17 protein-coding genes are annotated in these 17545 nt (G+C 60.9%); 11 read left to right on the top strand and 6 right to left on the bottom strand.

Annotated elements, in window-relative coordinates; all coding sequences use genetic code 11:
* Positions 1-39 precede the first annotated feature (39 nt).
* Both lolA and L1071_RS10600 read left to right on the top strand, forming a co-directional pair.
* Positions 40-666: an outer membrane lipoprotein periplasmic chaperone LolA gene (gene lolA / locus L1071_RS10605; protein ID WP_246974525.1), complete on the top strand. Its 627-nt coding sequence runs from the start codon at positions 40-42 to the stop codon at positions 664-666.
* A 114-nt stretch (positions 667-780) separates the two neighbouring features.
* On the top strand, positions 781-1086 hold the full coding sequence (locus L1071_RS10600; protein ID WP_246974522.1) for an MTH1187 family thiamine-binding protein: 306 nt from the start codon (positions 781-783) through the stop codon (positions 1084-1086).
* Positions 1087-1106: 20 nt separating this feature from the next.
* Here the strand turns inward: L1071_RS10600 and L1071_RS10595 are convergent, their stop codons facing one another.
* On the bottom strand, positions 1107-2015 hold the full coding sequence (locus L1071_RS10595) for a LysR family transcriptional regulator ArgP (protein ID WP_246974518.1): 909 nt from the start codon (positions 2013-2015) through the stop codon (positions 1107-1109).
* A gap of 107 nt (positions 2016-2122) precedes the next feature.
* Here L1071_RS10595 and L1071_RS10590 point away from each other — a divergent pair, with 107 nt between their 5' ends.
* The 3 genes from L1071_RS10590 to L1071_RS10580 all read left to right on the top strand — a co-directional run bounded on the left by L1071_RS10590 (position 2123) and on the right by L1071_RS10580 (position 5913).
* Positions 2123-2734, top strand: coding sequence for a LysE/ArgO family amino acid transporter (locus L1071_RS10590; protein ID WP_246974516.1), 612 nt, complete (start codon positions 2123-2125; stop codon positions 2732-2734).
* 125 nt (positions 2735-2859) lie between these two features.
* Entirely contained in the window at positions 2860-4671 is a 1812-nt protein-coding gene (locus L1071_RS10585) for an acyl-CoA dehydrogenase C-terminal domain-containing protein (protein WP_246974513.1), read from the top strand.
* A gap of 150 nt (positions 4672-4821) precedes the next feature.
* Positions 4822-5913, top strand: a complete 1092-nt coding sequence (locus tag L1071_RS10580) for an AI-2E family transporter (RefSeq protein WP_246974510.1) — start codon at positions 4822-4824, stop codon at positions 5911-5913.
* Between the two features lie 88 nt (positions 5914-6001).
* Here the strand turns inward: L1071_RS10580 and trxA are convergent, their stop codons facing one another.
* Entirely contained in the window at positions 6002-6325 is a 324-nt protein-coding gene (trxA, locus tag L1071_RS10575) for a thioredoxin (RefSeq protein ID WP_246974507.1), read from the bottom strand.
* Positions 6326-6584: 259 nt separating this feature from the next.
* Here trxA and cysB point away from each other — a divergent pair, with 259 nt between their 5' ends.
* Positions 6585-7556: an HTH-type transcriptional regulator CysB gene (cysB, locus tag L1071_RS10570; protein WP_246974504.1), complete on the top strand. Its 972-nt coding sequence runs from the start codon at positions 6585-6587 to the stop codon at positions 7554-7556.
* Between the two features lie 95 nt (positions 7557-7651).
* Here cysB and L1071_RS10565 read toward each other — a convergent pair whose 3' ends face one another.
* The 4 genes from L1071_RS10565 to pabB form a co-directional block, all read right to left on the bottom strand.
* Positions 7652-8272, bottom strand: coding sequence for a phosphoadenosine phosphosulfate reductase domain-containing protein (locus L1071_RS10565; protein ID WP_246974501.1), 621 nt, complete (start codon positions 8270-8272; stop codon positions 7652-7654).
* A gap of 339 nt (positions 8273-8611) precedes the next feature.
* Entirely contained in the window at positions 8612-9397 is a 786-nt protein-coding gene (locus tag L1071_RS10560; RefSeq protein ID WP_246974500.1) for an ABC transporter ATP-binding protein, read from the bottom strand.
* Positions 9394-10452 carry a FecCD family ABC transporter permease gene (locus tag L1071_RS10555; RefSeq protein ID WP_246974498.1) on the bottom strand — a complete coding sequence of 353 codons (1059 nt, stop codon included), beginning with the start codon at positions 10450-10452 and terminating at the stop codon, positions 9394-9396. The genes L1071_RS10560 and L1071_RS10555 overlap by 4 nt, the downstream gene beginning before the upstream one ends.
* Positions 10453-10460: 8 nt before the next feature.
* Entirely contained in the window at positions 10461-11843 is a 1383-nt protein-coding gene (gene pabB / locus L1071_RS10550) for an aminodeoxychorismate synthase component I (protein WP_246974496.1), read from the bottom strand.
* Between the two features lie 127 nt (positions 11844-11970).
* Between pabB and L1071_RS10545 the strand changes: the two genes are divergently transcribed.
* From L1071_RS10545 to prpD, 5 genes are all read left to right on the top strand, one after another.
* On the top strand, positions 11971-12828 hold the full coding sequence (locus L1071_RS10545; protein ID WP_246974494.1) for an alpha/beta fold hydrolase: 858 nt from the start codon (positions 11971-11973) through the stop codon (positions 12826-12828).
* A 148-nt stretch (positions 12829-12976) separates the two neighbouring features.
* Complete coding sequence (locus L1071_RS10540) at positions 12977-13753, top strand: GntR family transcriptional regulator (protein WP_246900567.1); 777 nt, start codon at positions 12977-12979, stop codon at positions 13751-13753.
* Positions 13750-14631 carry a methylisocitrate lyase gene (prpB, locus tag L1071_RS10535; protein ID WP_246974493.1) on the top strand — a complete coding sequence of 294 codons (882 nt, stop codon included), beginning with the start codon at positions 13750-13752 and terminating at the stop codon, positions 14629-14631. The genes L1071_RS10540 and prpB overlap by 4 nt, the downstream gene beginning before the upstream one ends.
* A 67-nt stretch (positions 14632-14698) precedes the next feature.
* Positions 14699-15826: a bifunctional 2-methylcitrate synthase/citrate synthase gene (gene prpC / locus L1071_RS10530; RefSeq protein WP_246974492.1), complete on the top strand. Its 1128-nt coding sequence runs from the start codon at positions 14699-14701 to the stop codon at positions 15824-15826.
* Positions 15827-16053: 227 nt separating this feature from the next.
* Positions 16054-17538: a 2-methylcitrate dehydratase gene (prpD, locus tag L1071_RS10525; protein ID WP_246974491.1), complete on the top strand. Its 1485-nt coding sequence runs from the start codon at positions 16054-16056 to the stop codon at positions 17536-17538.
* Positions 17539-17545: the final 7 nt, after the last annotated feature.

The raw sequence follows: 17545 nt of genomic DNA, 5'->3' as shown, positions 1-17545 counted from the left end.
CTCACCGTGTAATGCAGAATGAGCAAACTAGGAGTGGTAATGAGAACATTCAAGCTGGCTTTGGCCCTGGGTGCGGCACTCGCGTTGCCGAGTATGGCGCAAGCGGATAGCGTAGAGCGTTTGACGGACTTGCTTGAGCCGTTGGAAAGCTATTCGGCGGATTTCGAGCAGCAGATCCTCGACGGTAGCGGCCAGCGCTTGCAGAAGGTCGAAGGCCATATGTGGTTGTCCCGTCCCGGCAAGTTTCACTGGGAAGTCGATGCGCCGTACCAGCAGGTCGTGGTCTCTGATGGCGACAAGGTGTATCTCTACGATCCTGACCTGCAACAGGTCAGCGTGCGTCCGCTCGATACGCGGGTGACGCACACACCCGCATTGTTGCTATCGGGCAGCGCCGAGGCTCTGACGGAGAACTATGAGGTGGAAAGCCGGCAAGACGCCGGTATTGAAACCTTCACGCTCGTCCCCAAGTCGCCCGACACGTTGTTCGAGAGTCTCGAACTTACCTTCGAGGATGATCGCCTGGAGGGCTTGCAGATGGAAGACAGCACCGGGCAGCGTACCGCGATCAACTTCGATGATATCGACGTCAACGAAGACATTTCGGCATCGCGTTTCGAGTTCGACATTCCCGACGGGGCGGACGTCATCCGCGAAGGCGGTTGATCGGGCGTGGCCTACTGATGCGCCAGGTCCGCGTGGCCTGGCGTTTTGCGTTTCATGGTGCGCTTGCCGAGGGTTGTCGAGGCAGGCGAGCGTCAAAGACGAGGAGGAAGTGCCATGCATGTCATTGTCGATCTATGCGTCGTGCCGCTGGGCGTGGGCGTTTCGGTGGGGGAACACGTCGCGGCCTGTCAACGCGTCATAGAGGCTTCAGGCCTCGAGTACCGCATGCACGCTTACGGCACCAACATCGAGGGGCCATGGGACGATGTCATGGCGGTGGTCAAGGCGTGTCATCAGCGCGTGCACGAGATGGGCGCGCCGCGCATTACCACCACGCTGAAGATGGGCACGCGTACCGACCGTGAACAGCATATGGATGACAAGGTGGCCAGCGTCGAGCGGTACTTGCAGTCGTCTTGATCCTGAGCTGTGAGGCGCGCTTATGTCAGCGGCTGGGCTTGTGGTGAGGGCGGCATGAGCCAGATACTGCTCATGTCGAGCAGGTGGGTGGTCAGGGCGTCCAATGTGTCGCCGCCGTGACGCCAGTGATGCCAGTAAAGCGGCACATCGATGTAGCTGTTCGCGTCGAGATCGACCAGACGCCCTTCACGTAGTTCGCGTTCTACCTGCCGTTCGGGAATCAAGCCGTAGCCCATGCCGGCCAGGGCCAGATGCACGAAGCCTTCCGAGGACGGGCACAGGTGGTGCGGAAATGATTCCCTGTAGCCCCGCATTTCCAAATAGCGATGTTGGAGTCGGTCATCGGGCCCGAACACGATGGCCGGCGCCTTGCGCAAGGCATCGTGCGTCAGCCCTTCGCTGAAATAGCGTGATACGTAGCCGGGGCTGGCGATGGCACGGTAGCGCATGCTACCCAGGGCGTGTGCGCGGGCACCTTGAACGGGGCGCGGCGTGGCGCAGATGCAGCCGGCGACCTCGCCATCGCGCATGCGCTTGAGCGCGACATCCTGATCCTCGACGATCAAGTCCAGTAAAACGCCCTGACGCCGACAGAAGTCGCCGGTGGTCGGCGACCACCAGGTGGCCAGGCTGTCGGCATTGATGGCCAGGCGCAGGCGTTGTTCGCGTTCCCCCAATGCGGGGATCTGATCGAGCAGGTCATGCTCGAGCAGCCTAACCTGTTGTACGTGATTGAGTAGCCGTCGACCCAGCGGGGTCGGGGCGAGTTTGGGCGTGCGTACCAGCACTGGTTGGCCGAGGCGCGCTTCGAGCAATTTGATGCGTTGCGAGACGGCCGACTGAGTGAGCCCCAGATGGTGCGCGCCGCGTTCGAATCCTCCTTGATCGACCACGACGGCCAGTGCTTCGAGAAGTTTGTAATCGAGCATCAGTAAACGTTATCACCCATTCCTTGAATTAATTTAACTTATTCTTGTAGTCAAGCGTATTCTGCGTCACTTATCAATGTATCCCGGGTTAAAAGGAGGGAACGGATATGTGGGGCTCCTGGCTCAATGGCTTGTTCGTGGGGGCGGGGTTGATCATTGCCATCGGCGCGCAGAATGCTTTCGTACTTCAACGCGGACTGATGCATGAATATCCCTGGTGGGTGGCGAGCGTCTGTGCGTTGTGCGATCTAATGCTGATCGGTGCGGGTGTGTTGGGGCTGGGGGCCTTGTTGACGTCTCATGCGGGGCTCATGCAAGTGGCGCGCTGGGGCGGCGTGGCTTTCTTGAGTTGGCAGGCATGGCAAGCCTGGTGTCGTGTGCGTCGTCCCGCCGCGCTCCAGGCCAGCGGTGAGACACGGCCTCGCCTGTGGGGCGTATTGATGGCGACGTTGGCCGTGACCTTGCTCAATCCGCATGTGTATTTGGATACGGTCATCATGCTCGGCGCCATCGGTGCCCAGCAAACCGTGCCCGAAGCCTTCGTGGTCGGCGCGGCCATGGCGTCGTTGGGATGGTTCTTCGGTCTCGTGGGTGGCGCGGGCTGGTTGGCGCCGCGCTTGGCCAACCCGCGCGCCTGGCAGGTCATCGAGGGCGGGATCTGCGCCCTACTGTTATTAGTGGCATGGCAACTGGCCACGGCGCCATTGGGCGCTGTCTGAGCGTGCTACCAATGTCACCCCATGAGATTCAAACGAACGCTTGACTTGGTGTTCGGCGGCGCTTAATTTCAAACGAATGTTTGATGTCCTCGGGACACCTGCCCGTACCGTTCAGGAGCTTCAAGATGCCCAGTTATCAGGCGCCGCTACGCGATTTTCGTTTCGTGATGGACGAGGTTCTCGATTATCCCCGTCATTATGCCCAGTTGCCCCAGGCCGAAGAGATTACCCCGGATGTGGTGAGCGCGATTCTGGAAGAGGGCGCACGCTTCACACGCGAGGTGTTACTGCCGCTTAATCAGACCGGCGACGAGCAGGGCTGTCGACTCGAAGGTGGCGAAGTGCTGACACCTTCTGGCTTCAAGGAGGCGTATGCCCAGTACGTGGAAGGTGGCTGGCCGAGTCTGTCCGGTGATACGGCGTATCACGGTCAAGGATTGCCGACGTCGCTTGGCATGATGCTCTCGGAGATGGTGTGTTCCACCAATCTGGCATGGGGCATGTACCCGGGACTTTCCCAGGGCGCCGCCGATGCGCTTCGCCACCATGGCAGCGACGCGCAGAAAGCGCAGTATCTGACCAAGCTCAACGATGGCACCTGGACAGGGTCCATGTGCTTGACTGAGCCGCAATGTGGCACCGACCTTGGCCTGATCAAGACCCGGGCGCATCCCGACGAGGCCGGTGGTTATCTCATCATCGGAACCAAGATCTTCATCTCCGCAGGCGAACATGACCTGGCCGAGAACATCGTGCACCTGGTGCTCGCCAAACTGCCCGATGCCCCGGAAGGTACCAAGGGAATTTCTCTGTTCGTGGTACCCAAGTATCTGCCCGATGCTGAGGGCGAAATCGGTGAGCGCAATGCGGTGAGCTGCGGCGCCCTGGAGCACAAGATGGGGATTCACGGCAATGCCACTTGCGTGATGAACTTCGATGGTGCGCGCGGTTATCTCGTCGGCAAGCCTCACAAGGGGTTGGCCTGCATGTTCACCATGATGAACGTGGCACGCATCGGTGTCGGCATCCAGGGGCTGGGGCTGATGGAGGTGAGCTTTCAGAATGCCTTGGCCTACGCTCGCGACCGCTTGCAGATGCGTGCGTTGTCCGGCACACGAGAGGCGGACAAGCCCGCCGATTCAATCATTTCGCATCCCGATGTACGCCGCATGCTGCTGACCCAGAAGGCGTTTGCCGAAGGTGGTCGCATGCTGGTACTGCATGCCGCGCAACTTGCGGATCGCGTCGAATGCACGGCCGACGCCGCCGAGCACGAAGCGGCCGAAACCGAGCTGGGCTTGCTGACGCCGATCGTCAAGGCGTTCTTGACCGAGGTGGGGTTCGAGGCCACCAATGAGGGCGTGCAAGTCTTCGGGGGGCATGGCTACATCCGCGAATGGGGCATGGAGCAGTACGTGCGCGATGCTCGCATCACGCGGCTTTACGAAGGCACTACGGGTATCCAGGCGCTGGATCTATTGGGCCGCAAGGTGTTGATGAGTCAGGGTGAGGCTCTCAAACCCTTCACCAAGCAGATTCACAAGTTCTGCCAGGCCCATGAGGGCGATGACGCCATGGCGGAGTTCGTCACGCCCTTGGCGAAGCTCAACGCCGAATGGGGAGATCTGACCATGGCGGTGGGCATGAAGGCCATGCAGGATCGCGAAGAAGTGGGCGCCGCGAGTGTCGATTACCTTATGTATGCTGGCTATGTCACCCTGGCGTTCTTCTGGGCACGCGCCGCGCAGGCCGCGCATCAGGCGCTGGCGAGCAATCCTGATGATGCGGCGTTCTACCGCGCCAAGCTGGATACCGCTCGCTTCTATTATCAGCGTCTGTTGCCGCGTACCCGCGCGCATGCCGAGATGATTCGTGCCGGTGGCGAGACGTTGATGGCTATGCAGGCGGAAGACTTCGGGCACGGTTTCGCCATTTGATCCTGTTCTCGGGCTCGTACACCTGAATGATGCTTGGCGGACCCGTTTGGGGTCCGCCTTTTAGTCTCGTGTGGCGAGGCGTGGGGTTTGTGCAAGTAACCCCTGCCAGGCAGAATAGGGCCTTGGTTTCGTCAAGGATGCGAACGCCCCATGCCCCCCGGATACGACCCCGGTTCACAGAACCTCCCTCTCAACTTGATGCTGACGCTGGCGTCTTTGGTGATCATCGTTGGCGGTATGCAGGCCGGCGCCGACTTGCTGATCCCCATATTGCTGTCGCTTTTCATTGCCGTCATCTGCACGGCGCCCGTGCATTGGCTGCATGAACGCGGCCTGGGCATGCGCTTGTCGGTGCTAATGACGCTGCTGATACTCGGCGTGATCATGACCCTTCTGGGTGCATTGCTCGGCAACAGCTTCGCCACCTTCATGGATGCTTTGCCAAAGCTCCAGGAGCAGCTACAAGAGTACTATCTGACCGTGCTGCGATGGCTGGCGGGGCAGGGGATCTCCATCGATCCCAAGGGTGTCTCAGAGCTTCTCGATGCCTCCCGGGCGACTGATTGGGTTCCCGTCTTTCTGGGCAGTGTGGGTAACCTGCTCTCGCAAAGTATTGTGATCATGCTATTGGTGATCTTCATGCTGTTCGAGACATTGGAATTCCGCAACAAGGTCTCGCAAGCCTTGCTCAACCCGGCGCCGAGCCTCCAGCGTTTCACCGAGTTCAGTCGCAACCTCAAGCGTTACCTGGCCATCAAGACAGTGATTAGCCTGGTCACCGGGGTGCTGGTGTGGGCTTCGTGCATGCTGATCGGTGTCGACTTCGCGCTGCTATGGGGCACCTTGGCGTTCTGTCTCAACTACATTCCCAATATAGGCTCGGCCTTGGCGGCCGTTCCCGCCGTGCTCTTGACCTTGGCGATGCCGGAAGGCGGACCCTTCAAGGCGATGCTGCTGGCAGGCGCTTATCTGGGGATCAATTTTTTCATGGGCAATATCATCGAGCCTCGGATTATGGGGCGCACGATGGGGCTTTCCACGCTGGTGGCATTCTTGTCGCTGGTGGTATGGGGATGGATCTTCGGGCCGGTGGGCATGTTGCTGTCGGTGCCGTTGACCATGACGCTCAAGATTGCCCTGGATAGTCATCCCGAGACGCGTTGGTTGGCGAGGTTGCTGAGTCCTGCCGCGCGCGTGCAGCGTCGTCGTGGCGAGATGTCCCCGGAACCGCCTACCGACTAGCCTGAGCTTCGACGATACCCGTAATGACAATCGCCCCGCATGAGCGGGGCGATTGTCTGCTTGCTGCGACGGCTTAACGCCGTGACGATCAGGCGTTCTGATCGATGAACTGCGTCAGCTGTGACTTGGACTGTGCGCCGACCAAGGAAGCGACCTTGGCGCCGGACTTGAACATCATCACGGTCGGCACGCCACGCACGCCTTGCTCGGCGGCGATTTCCGGTGCGTCGTCGACGTTGATGCTGACGACCTTGAGACCATCGGCCTTCTCGTCGGCGACTTCATCGACCACGGGAGCCATCATCTTGCAAGGGCCGCACCACGGTGCCCAGAACTTGAGCAGTACGGGCTGTTCGGCATTGACGACTTCCTGCTCGAAGTTAGCGGAGGTGACATCGACATTATTAGCCATTACGAATCTCTCCAGTATTTCGTTGCGCTTTTGCGAGCGTAGATGAGGCGATGGTAGCCGTTGACCATGGCCCTGGCAAATGCCCCATCGGTATGGTGACAATAGCATCAGCCTATCATGTCGGCGCTTTTTCACGCACCACCAAGGGTCAGTATTGCCAGGGTGTCGGCGCTCTTCTACTCTCGCACCATATGCTTTAAAGTAATCACAAATTTAAATTTTATGCCATAAAAGATTGTCACGTCGGGAGGCATCGCTCATGAAACTCCAGCAACTGCGCTATATCTGGGAAGTCGCCCGGCACAACCTCAATGTCTCTGCCACTGCGCAGAGTCTGTTTACTTCTCAGCCGGGCATTTCCAAGCAGATACGCTTGCTGGAGGATGAGCTGGGGGTGGAAATCTTCGCGCGTAGCGGCAAGCACTTGACCCGCGTGACCCCGGCCGGTGAAGCGATCATCGAGCTGGCCGGCAAGGTGCTGCGCACCGTCGACAACATCAAGCACGTCTCGCAGGAGCACAGCGACGAGCGGCGCGGTAGCCTCTCGATCGCCACTACCCATACCCAGGCGCGTTATGCCTTGCCGCCCGTCATCCATGAATTCCGGCAGAAGTATCCCGATGTCGCCCTGCACATGCAGCAGGGTACGCCCAAGCAGATCGCCCAGATGGTCAGTGAAGGGCAGGCCGATTTCGCGATCTGCACCGAGTCGCTGGAGCTTTTTACCGACCTGGTGCTGTTGCCATGCTATCGCTGGAACCGCTGCGTGCTGGTACCCCAGGACCACCCCTTGGCGTCGGTGGAAACTCTGACGCTCGAAGCCCTGGCCGAGTATCCGCTGGTGACTTACCTGTTCGGCTTTACCGGCCGCTCGCAGCTCGACGATGCCTTCAAGGCACATGATCTGACCCCCAACGTGGTACTCACCGCTGCCGATGCCGATGTCATCAAGACCTACGTTCGCCTGGGGCTGGGTGTGGGTATCGTCGCGCACATGGCGGTCGATCCTGTCGTCGATCGTGACCTGGTGGCGCTCGATGCCAGCCACTTGTTCGCAAGCTCGACGACCAAGATCGGCATTCGCCGCGGCACCTTCATGCGCGGCTTCATGTTCGACTTCGTCAATCGCTTCGCGCCCCACCTCGATCGAGACAGCATCGAAGCCGCGCTGGCGGCGGGGCCGCGTCACGAACAGGCTTTGTTCGAGGGCATCGAGCTGCCGGTGCGCTGAGAACGGCTTGGCAATACGAAAATGCCGATGCCCCGTGGAGGCGGCATCGGCATGGCGCGCGTTCATGTTATCTGTTTGCTGACCGGTACTAGCGTTTAGTGCTGAAGGTGCAGCCCGCACTCGCGCTTGTCTTCCACCTTGGTCGGGTCGAAGTAATCGAAGTTGTTGGGCAAATCATGCTTCTGCAAGTACTGATACATGTCCTTGGCGGTCCAATGCAGCACCGGCGCGACCTTGATCAAGCCATCCTGATTGATCGATACCGGCTGCATCTGGGCACGCTCGGCGGTGTCCTCGGCGCGCAACGCGGTGAGCCACACACGTGGCGCGGCTTCGCGCAGCGCCCGCTGGAACGGCTCGAGCTTGACTTCTTCAGTGAACGCCGCGTGGCGCGGATCGTCGATGGTCGGAAACTCGCCCTCGACGGCATCGCGGTGCGCGCGTGAACGGTGCGGATGGTAGATGGTCAAGTTGAGATTCAACTGACGGCTGATCTCTTCGGCGAAGCGGTAGGTGGCCTCGGTATTGTAGCCGGAGTCCATCCATACCACGGGAATGTCCGGCTTAACCTGCGTGATCATATGCAGGATCACCGCCTCGAAGGGCCGGAAGTTGGTGGTGCAGATCGCCTTGCCATCCAGCGAGAGCGCCCAGCGTACCAGCGCCTCCGGATCGTGACCCAGCTCGCGATTGATAGCATCGATATCGAGCGACATGATGAACTCCTGTGAAAAGGTGGCGCGAAGTCGGTCGACTTCGACGAATGGTCATACCCTAGCAAACCGTCGAAATGATTCCCCAATATCGATTGGTTCGAAGCTTATATGCCTTTAATGAAGGCGGTGATCGTCTTGTTAGAACCAATCTGCATGAATATCGATGGTCATCGTCCTAGGCCTCGTCTGAAAAGTCGACGAGCGATGGTCAGACAAGGCAAAAATCGGCGAAAAGACGGACTGGGCTCGCACGCGAGTTTACAGGCCGTAAATGAGTACTTTGATCGGACTCGCGCACGAGCCCATTTTTAACGCCGTATGGTCGAGCGCAGACACTTTTCAGGCAGTGCCTAGGGAGTGAATCGCTGTGAGGGGGGTAATACGGGGCGGCTCGTCGTCCGGCCACTCGATGTGTGCCTCGATGGCATAGACATCGCGTAGACGCGCATGGGTCAGGACGTCTCCGGGCGTGCCGCTGGCGGCGACACGGCCTGCCTTGAGCATCCACATGTGATGGGCGAAACGCGCCGCCAGACTGAGGTCATGAATGGCGATGATGACGATGATATGACGTTGCGCGGCCAGGCGACTCAGCCAGTCGAGCACTTGCAGTTGATGATGAAGATCCAGCGCGCTGGTCGGTTCGTCGAGCAACAGCAGTGACGGTTCGCGTGTCACGGCTTGGGCGATGGCGACCCGTTGTCGCTGCCCTCCCGAGAGCTGGCCCAATTCGCGCTCGGCCAACGGTTCCAGTTCCAGGGCCTGAAGCGTCGCCTGCACCTTGCGTAGCGCACGTTCATGCGGTTCGTGAATGCAGGTGCGGCGCGCCAGCAAGACGGCTTCGAACACGTTGAGTACGGCGCGCGAACCGAGTTCTTGCGGCAAGTAATAAAGATATTGCGCGCGTCGCTCGAGCGATAGCGTCATCAATTCCTGGCCATGCAGCAGGAGCGAGCCGTCAGCGCGCTCGAGGCCAGCGATGGCCTTGAGCAGTGTCGATTTCCCCGCGCCGTTGGGGCCGACCAGAGCGGTGATCTCACCGGGGCGTGCCTCGAGACCGGCGATACCCTCGAGGACGGGCGTGCCCCCCAATCGGCAATCGAGACGTTCGAGCGTGAGCGTCATCCCCACATCTCCTTGCGGCTGCGCAGGATCAGCGAGACGAAAAACGGCAGCCCGATGAGGGCAGTGAGCAGACCGATCGGCAGCAGAATGCCGGGCACCAGGGTTTTCGAGAGGATCGAGGTGACGGACATGATCAGTGCTCCGCTGAGGGCGGACATGGGCAGGAAGACGCGCTGGTCCTCGCCGACCAGCAAGCGCGCGATATGCGGGCCCACCAGGCCGACGAAGCCGATCGTCCCCACGAAGGCCACGGCGGTGGCGGCCAGCAGCGAGCAGCACAGCAGGATACGCAGCCGCAAGCGCGCGACATCGATGCCCATGGCCTGGGCGTGAAGATCGCCCAGGCGCAGCGCGGTGAGTCGCCAGCCGGCATGGAGAAACACCGGCAGCGTCACGCAAAGCGCCAGTGTCGCCAGGCCGACCTTGCCCCAACTGGCCTTGCCGAGACTGCCCAGTGACCAGAACACCAGTTGCTGCAGGGCCTCGGCGGAGGCGACGTACTGCATCAAGCCGAGCATGGCGTTGAAGAAGAACATGATGGCGATGCCCATCAGCACTAAGGTCTGCACGCTGACGCCGCGCAGGCGGCTGACACCCCAGATGACCAGCGATGCGGCCAGGGCCAGCAGGAAGGCGTTGCCGGTGACTAGCAAGGTGTCGGCGAAGGGCACGATGCCGACACCGAGGGTAATGGCGAGCGCTGCGCCGACACTCGCCGCCGAGGAAATACCCAGCGTGAACGGGTCGGCCAGAGGATTGTTGAGGATGGTCTGCATCTCGGCGCCGGCGAGCGCCAGGCTTACCCCGACGACGATTGCCATCAAGGCCACCGGCAGACGAATGTTCCACACGATGACGCGCAGCGCGTCCGATGCCTCGCCCGGCGCGACGAGGGTCATGAGCACATCGCGCAATGGGTAGTGACCCGGGCCGGTGGAAATGTCGACGAGGACCATCATGAGCGTCAGCAAGGCAGTGCCGACGATGAGGCGACGCTGACGCCGTCGACGCAGGCGATACCGGGTGACGCTGTCGATAGGCGAGGACTCAGGCATTGCGGTTGTCATTCGCTCAGGATACGCGATTCGTCGCGCTCATGGGGCCCATCGGCGCCGAGCGCCTCCATCAGGCGCGAGATCTTGGCCAGTGTCTCCTGGTACTCGGCCTCCTCGTCGGAATCCGCGACCAGACCGCCGCCGCCCCAGAGGTGGAGTTGACCGGCATCCGCTACGGCGGTGCGGATGGCGATGGAGGTGTCCATTCGTCCGCGCGTATCGACGTAGCCGATGCTCCCGCAATATACGCTGCGGCGACTGGGTTCGAGGTTGTCGATGAGCTGCATGGCACGGACCTTGGGCGCGCCGGTGATCGAGCCGCCGGGAAACGCAGCCCCGAAGAGATCCAGCGCATGCCGCGTCGTGTCGAGTTGACCGGTCACCACGCTGACCAGGTGATGGACATTGGCGTAGCTCTCCAGGCCGCATAACTGGGGGACGCGGACGCTCCCCGGCCGACAGACGCGTCCCAGATCGTTACGCAGCAAGTCGACGATCATCACGTTTTCAGCGGTATCCTTGAGGCTGTCGCTCAGCTCGCGCGCATAGCGCCAGTCCTCGGTGGAAGTATCGCCGCGCGGCCGGGTGCCCTTGATGGGGCGCGTTTCCACGTGTCCCGCGACGACTTCGAGGAAGCGTTCCGGTGACAGCGATAAAATACCTTTGTCGTCCCAGGCGAGATAGGCGCCATAAGGCGTCGGCGTGGCCTGACGGAGCCGCCGATAGGCGTGCCATAAATCGCCTTGATAGCGGGCGCTGAAACGCTGGGCCAGATTGATCTGGTAACAATCGCCGCTGCGGATGTAATGCTGCACGGCACGGAAGCGTTCGCCGTAGGCGGCGCGGTCGAGTTCGCCTTGAAAAGAGGAAAGCAGCGTAAACGCCGAAGTCGGCGATGGCATGGATTGTAGCCACGTCAGCACCTGGGCGCGACGCGCCGGCGTAGCCACGAGCCAGGCCTGACCAGCGTGATGGTCGTGAATGAGGGCCCAGTCGTAGAGTCCGACACGGCTGTGGGGTAGCGTGACCGCCTCGTGGGCATGGCCCTTGAAAGCCTCCAGGTGACGCCCGAAATCGTAGCTCCAGTAGCCAATCAAGCCGCCCAGAAACGGCAGCTCGCTCGTCATATCGGCAGCAGGAAGGCGCTCTAGCAAGGCGCGTTGAGCGGCGAGTGGCTCGTCGGGAAGGCCCTCGACGTCACTGGTGACTTGGCCGTCTCGGTCGACTTCCAGCCAGGCGATGGGGTCGCAGCTAAGGATGTCGTAACGCCCGCCGGGGGCCGCCGGTAAGCCGCTGTCCAGCAGCACGGCGCCGGGGCGATGGCGCAGGCGCTCGAAGCGAGCCAGCGGATCGCCATGATAGGGCAGGGGCGTCAATTCGAGTCTCGGCATCGGTGCAGCATCCTGTCGCGGGCGGCTCATTTTAGGGAAGCTAGCCGGATTTGTCCGCCCATGAGCGTGTGCGGATAATGACGGCCATTCAACGCCCCTGGGGCGCGGTATATAGAGGATGATGCATATGACAACGTCGCCGGACGAGGGCGAGATGCAGCAAGGGATATTGGCGCGCCCGGATCAGCAGTGCCATTGGCGTCGCCTCGAGCGTCGCGAGGGCGCGGGCAATGTGGTCATGCTGCACGGCGCTGGGGTAGCGGCCGAGCTGACCTGGGGGCCGATGGTGACGTATCTCGATACCTGGCGGACGTTCCTGATGCCCGACTTGAGGGGCATGGGCGCGACGCGTGCGGCGGATGGCCGTGAGCGGCCTTTCTCGCTGGATGAGGTCGTCGACGATGTCGAAGCGTTGCTCGACGCCCAGAATATCGATCAATGCGATGTCATGGGCTATTCGTTTGGCGGGCTGGTGGCGATGCGTCTCAAGCAGCGCTTGGGCGCCCGTATCGGGCGGATGATGCTACTTGAGCCAGCACTTCTGGAGCGCGAGGACCACGCGACGATGGTGCGCGTACGCGATGGCTATGCCGAGGCGGCGCGTGCCATTCGCGAGGCGCCAACGCCGGAAGCGGGTATCGTCGCTTTCCTGGATCTGATTGCGCCGCATCGTTCGCGCAACCCACGGGCTGAGCGCATGATGATACGGCGCCTCGCGCACCGGCCTCTGGGATTCGCCAATGCACTGGACTGCGTGACCGATGCCGTCCGGCATCTCGACCGCGATGCCTTGCTCGAAGCGCAATGCGACGTGACGAGCGTCGTAGGCGGTAAAAGCCTCGCTGCCATGCAAGCCTACCATGCTGCCTTGGCGCGGCATCGAACCGACTGGCGTTACATCGAACTGCCGGGGACCGACCATTCCCTGCCATTTCAAAAACCCCGGCGGCTCGCCGCCCTGTTGCAAGAAAGGGCCTCGCTTTAAAAAGATGAAGACAGCTGATTGTCAACAATTTAACCGCCGATTAGCGCGGCCTATACGGCGAAAGGTGTAGGATCGCCGGGCTTCAGGCGGTTGACCCTTTTGGGGTAGATTACTAAAGTAATACTTATTCTTTATTGTCGACAATTACATGACGCTTCCTCCTTTACCTCATAACGCCGATTCTCATGATGCGTGGCAGTCGGCGACTGGCCATGACGACGCGCCCGAAGTGCGCACACTCGCCGAGCGCGTCTTTCACCAACTTCAAAGCGCCATCGTGCGGGGCGAGCTGGCGCCCGGTGCCAAGATTACCGAGCCGGGCCTGGCCAAGACCTATGGCATCTCGCGCGGCCCGCTGCGCGAGGCGATGCGTCGCCTGGAAGCCCATCGTTTGATCGAGCGTATCCCGCATGTCGGCGCACGCGTAGTCAAACTCTCGATGCGTGAGCTGCTGGAGCTGTTCGATCTGCGCGAGGCTCTGGAGAGCATGGCCGCGCGCCTTGCCGCGCGGCACATGACGGCGCCGGAGATCGTCGGACTGCGTGATGTGCTGGCGGTCCACGAGCGTCAGGAGGACCTGCAGCGCGATGAGGCCTATTTCCAGCGCGAGGGCGACCTGGACTTCCACTACTGCATCGTACAGGGCAGCCACAATCGCATGCTGATGACCATGCTGTGTGACGACCTTTATTACCTGGTGCGCCTTTACCGCACGCAATTCAGTGCCAGCGGCGCGCGCCCGCAGCGGGCCTTCGTCGAGCACCACCGTATCGTCGATGCCATCGAGGCCGGCGACGAGGAGCTGGCCGAACTCCTGATGCGCCGCCACGTCAGTGCCTCTCGCGAGAATGTCGCCAAGCATTATGCCGAGACACTCGATGAGCAAGCGTCCCACACCCGTTTCGAGGAGCATACGACGTCATGAGCCATCTTACTCCCGGCGCGCGTTTCCGTGCGGCACTCGAGGCGCATCGCCCTTTGCCGATCGTCGGCACCATCAATGCCTATACGGCGCTCATGGCCGAGAAGGTCGGACATCCGGCGATTTATCTCTCTGGGGGTGGCGTGGCCAATGCTTCCTTCGGTTTGCCCGATCTGGGCATGACCACGATGAACGATGTGGCCGAGGACGCTCGGCGTATTACGGCGGCCTCGGAAACGCCGCTGCTGGTCGATATCGATACCGGGTGGGGTGGAGCGTTCAATATCGCGCGCACCGTCAAGGAAATGCAGCGCGCTGGCGTGGCGGCGGTGCATCTGGAAGACCAGGTCGCGCAGAAACGCTGTGGACATCGGCCCAACAAAGCCATCGTGTCGCAGCAAGAGATGGTGGATCGTATCAAGGCGGCCGCCGATGCGCGTGTGGATGACGACTTTTATCTGATCGCGCGTACTGATGCCTTTCAGAAGGAAGGGTTGGAAGCGGCTATCGAGCGCGCCAATGCCTGTCTCGAGGCCGGCGCCGATGCCATCTTCGCCGAGGCCGTGCATAGCCTCGAGGACTATCGCGCGTTTTGCACGGGCGTCGATGCGCCGATCCTGGCCAACATCACCGAGTTCGGCGCCACGCCGCTGTTCACCCAGCAGGAGTTGCACGACGTGGGCTGTCGCATGGTGTTGTATCCGCTATCGGCCTTTCGCGCCATGAATGCCGCGGCGCTTGAAGTGTATCGCAGTATTCACGATAACGGGCATCAGCGCGATGTCCTCGACAAGATGCAGACCCGCGAAGAACTTTACGAATTTCTCGACTACCACGCCTTCGAGCGCAAGCTGGATACCCTGTTCGACGAGGGTAAATGACGGGGTGGTCGACGTTTTATCAGCGTAAAGGCAATAACGATAACAACCTGAAACGAGGAGGCTCGCCATGGCGGAAAAAACGCCTACCAGTACCGGTTTGCGCGGCATGAGTGCCGGCAGTACCGCGTTATGTACCGTTGGCCAGTCAGGCTCCGGACTGACGTATCGTGGCTATGACATTCACGATCTCGCCGAGCATGCGCGCTTCGAGGAAGTCGCCTATCTATTGTTCAAGGGCAAGCTTCCCACTCAGGCGGAGCTGGATGCCTATGTGACCCGACTCAAGTCGCTGCGCGGGCTGCCCGGTCCGCTGAAGGCGGTACTCGAACAGATTCCCGCCGACGCCCACCCGATGGATGTGATGCGTACCGGGGCGTCGATGCTGGGCAACCTCGAGACCGAGGAAGACTTCGCCGAGCAGCAGGATAAAAGCGATCGGATGCTGGCGGCGTTTCCCTCGATCATCAACTACTGGTATCGCTTCAGTCACGATGGCGTACGCATCGACACCGAGACCGACGATGACTCGGTGGGCGGCCATTTCCTGCATTTGCTGCACGGCAAGCCAGCCTCTGACTTGCATGCGCGGGTAATGAACGTTTCGTTGATCCTGTACGCCGAGCATGAGTTCAATGCCTCGACGTTTACCGCACGCGTGTGCGCTTCGACACTGTCGGATATTCACTCCTGTGTGACCGGCGCCATTGGCTCGCTACGCGGCCCGCTGCATGGCGGAGCCAACGAAGCGGCGATGGCGATGATCGAGAACTGGCAAACGCCTGATGAGGCCGAGCGCGAGCTACTGGGTATGCTCGAGCGCAAGGAGAAGGTCATGGGCTTCGGGCATGCGATCTATCGCGAATCCGACCCGCGCAATGCCCTTATCAAACAGTGGTCGAAGCGTCTCGCCGACGACGTGGGCGACACGCAACTCTATCCCGTCTCCGAGCGTGTCGAGGCGGTGATGTGGCGCGAGAAGAAACTGTTCTGCAATGCCGACTTCTTCCACGCCAGCGCCTACCACTTCATGGGCATTCCCACCAAGCTGTTCACGCCGATCTTCGTGTGCTCGCGCCTCACCGGCTGGTGTGCTCACGTCTTCGAGCAGCGCGAGAACAACCGCATCATCCGGCCCAGTGCGGACTATGTCGGGCCGGAAAAGCAGGAGTGGTTGCCGATCGAGCAGCGCTCGTAAAGAATCCGGCCTGATATAGGCGCGCGGGTTCGGGCGCGCAAAGAAAGCATCGGGCCGGAAAAACAGGCGTGGGTGCCGATCGAGCAGCGGCGATAACACTCTAGCCCCGTGTGGGAGCGAATTTATTCGCGATAAGAAGCTCAGCTCATCGGGAACGAGTTCCCTCCCACAAGTCCTGCGGCGGTCTCGGCCAAGCCGATGATAAGTAACAACTTCAAGGAATCAACATGAGTGCCAACGTCGAACAGAACCAGCGCCCCGACTACGATCCCGAGCTGCAGGCGATCGCCGATTATGTGCTGGAATATCGCGTCACCGGGCAGGAGGCACTGAACACCGCCCGTTACTGCTTGATGGATACACTGGGGTGCGGCTTGTTGGCACTGCGCTTTCCCGAGTGCACCAAGCATCTAGGGCCATTGGTCGAGGGGACTGTCGTGCCCCATGGCGCGCGGGTGCCAGGCACTCAGCTGCGTCTCGACCCGGTCAAGGCGGCCTGGGACATCGGCGCGATCATTCGATGGCTGGATTACAATGATACCTGGTTAGCGGCGGAGTGGGGCCATCCTTCGGACAATCTGGGGGGAATCCTGGCGATTGCCGATCATCTGTCGCAGAAACGCGTAGCCGAAGGCGAGGCGCCGCTGACCGTGCGCGATGTACTCGAAGCGATGATCATGGCCCATGAGATCCAGGGCGTACTGGCGCTCGAGAACTCGTTCAATCGGGTAGGTCTCGATCATGTTGCCTTGGTCAAGGTGGCCTCGACCGCCGTGGTCGCCAAGCTGATGGGAGCGGATCGCGAGCAGTTGCTAGCCGCGTTGTCGCATGCCTTCGTCGATGGGCAGAGCCTGCGCACTTATCGGCATGCGCCGAACGCGGGGTCGCGCAAGTCCTGGGCGGCGGGCGATGCAACTTCACGCGGCGTGCGCCTGGCCGATATCGCCATGCGTGGCGAAATGGGCATCCCCGGTGTGCTGAGCGCGCCGCAATGGGGCTTCTATGATGTGCTGTTCTCCAAGACCAACAAGGATCAGCAGCTCAAGCCGGAAGAAGATCGCCACTTCCGTGTCAGTCAGGACTATGGCTCCTATGTCATGGAGAATGTGCTGTTCAAGATCAGCTTTCCTGCGGAGTTTCATGCCCAGACCGCCTGCGAGGCAGCCGTGACGCTGCATTCTCAGGTCAAGGACCGTCTGGAAGACATCGACAAGGTCGTGATCACCACCCATGAATCGGCGATTCGCATCATCTCCAAGGAAGGGCATCTGGCCAATCCTGCCGACCGTGACCATTGCCTTCAGTACATGACCGCCGTTCCCTTGATCTTCGGGCACCTGGTCGCCGAGCACTACGAAGATGCCTTCCATGCGGCGCACCCGGCCATCGATCGGTTGCGGGACAAGATGGAGGTGGTCGAGGACGCGCGTTACAGCCGTGAGTATCTCGAAGCTGACAAACGCTCCATCGCCAACGCGATTCAGGTGTTCTTCAAGGATGGCAGCAAGACCGAGCAAGTGGCCGTCGAATACCCCATCGGTCATCGTCGGCGCCGGGAGGAAGGCATGCCCCTCCTGGAAGCGAAGTTTCGCGCTAATCTCGCGACACGTTTCCCGGCGCATCACTGCGATGAGATTCTGGCGCTGTGCGCGGATCAGGCGAGCCTGGAAAGCACCCCGGTTCATCGCTTCGTCGATCGTTTCATGATCTGAGCAAAAA

Origin of the sequence: Chromohalobacter sarecensis, from assembly GCF_023061135.1 — a bacterium.
Classification (GTDB): Bacteria; Pseudomonadota; Gammaproteobacteria; order Pseudomonadales; family Halomonadaceae; genus Chromohalobacter; species Chromohalobacter sarecensis.
This window is presented reverse-complemented; position numbering and strand designations above follow the sequence as displayed.

What these genes read in the sequence shown, in the direction of transcription:
- L1071_RS10600 (WP_246974522.1), top strand. Translation starts at nt 781, where the DNA reads ATGCATGTCATTGTCGATCTATGCGTCGTGCCGCTGGGCGTGGGCGTT.
- trxA (WP_246974507.1), bottom strand. Translation starts at nt 6,325, where the DNA reads ATGGCTAATAATGTCGATGTCACCTCCGCTAACTTCGAGCAGGAAGTC.
- L1071_RS10560 (WP_246974500.1), bottom strand. Translation starts at nt 9,397, where the DNA reads ATGACGCTCACGCTCGAACGTCTCGATTGCCGATTGGGGGGCACGCCC.
- lolA (WP_246974525.1), top strand. Translation starts at nt 40, where the DNA reads ATGAGAACATTCAAGCTGGCTTTGGCCCTGGGTGCGGCACTCGCGTTG.
- L1071_RS10590 (WP_246974516.1), top strand. Translation starts at nt 2,123, where the DNA reads ATGTGGGGCTCCTGGCTCAATGGCTTGTTCGTGGGGGCGGGGTTGATC.
- L1071_RS10565 (WP_246974501.1), bottom strand. Translation starts at nt 8,272, where the DNA reads ATGTCGCTCGATATCGATGCTATCAATCGCGAGCTGGGTCACGATCCG.
- L1071_RS10555 (WP_246974498.1), bottom strand. Translation starts at nt 10,452, where the DNA reads ATGCCTGAGTCCTCGCCTATCGACAGCGTCACCCGGTATCGCCTGCGT.
- L1071_RS10545 (WP_246974494.1), top strand. Translation starts at nt 11,971, where the DNA reads ATGACAACGTCGCCGGACGAGGGCGAGATGCAGCAAGGGATATTGGCG.
- prpB (WP_246974493.1), top strand. Translation starts at nt 13,750, where the DNA reads ATGAGCCATCTTACTCCCGGCGCGCGTTTCCGTGCGGCACTCGAGGCG.
- cysB (WP_246974504.1), top strand. Translation starts at nt 6,585, where the DNA reads ATGAAACTCCAGCAACTGCGCTATATCTGGGAAGTCGCCCGGCACAAC.
- prpC (WP_246974492.1), top strand. Translation starts at nt 14,699, where the DNA reads ATGGCGGAAAAAACGCCTACCAGTACCGGTTTGCGCGGCATGAGTGCC.
- L1071_RS10595 (WP_246974518.1), bottom strand. Translation starts at nt 2,015, where the DNA reads ATGCTCGATTACAAACTTCTCGAAGCACTGGCCGTCGTGGTCGATCAA.
- pabB (WP_246974496.1), bottom strand. Translation starts at nt 11,843, where the DNA reads ATGCCGAGACTCGAATTGACGCCCCTGCCCTATCATGGCGATCCGCTG.
- L1071_RS10580 (WP_246974510.1), top strand. Translation starts at nt 4,822, where the DNA reads ATGCCCCCCGGATACGACCCCGGTTCACAGAACCTCCCTCTCAACTTG.
- L1071_RS10585 (WP_246974513.1), top strand. Translation starts at nt 2,860, where the DNA reads ATGCCCAGTTATCAGGCGCCGCTACGCGATTTTCGTTTCGTGATGGAC.
- prpD (WP_246974491.1), top strand. Translation starts at nt 16,054, where the DNA reads ATGAGTGCCAACGTCGAACAGAACCAGCGCCCCGACTACGATCCCGAG.
- L1071_RS10540 (WP_246900567.1), top strand. Translation starts at nt 12,977, where the DNA reads ATGACGCTTCCTCCTTTACCTCATAACGCCGATTCTCATGATGCGTGG.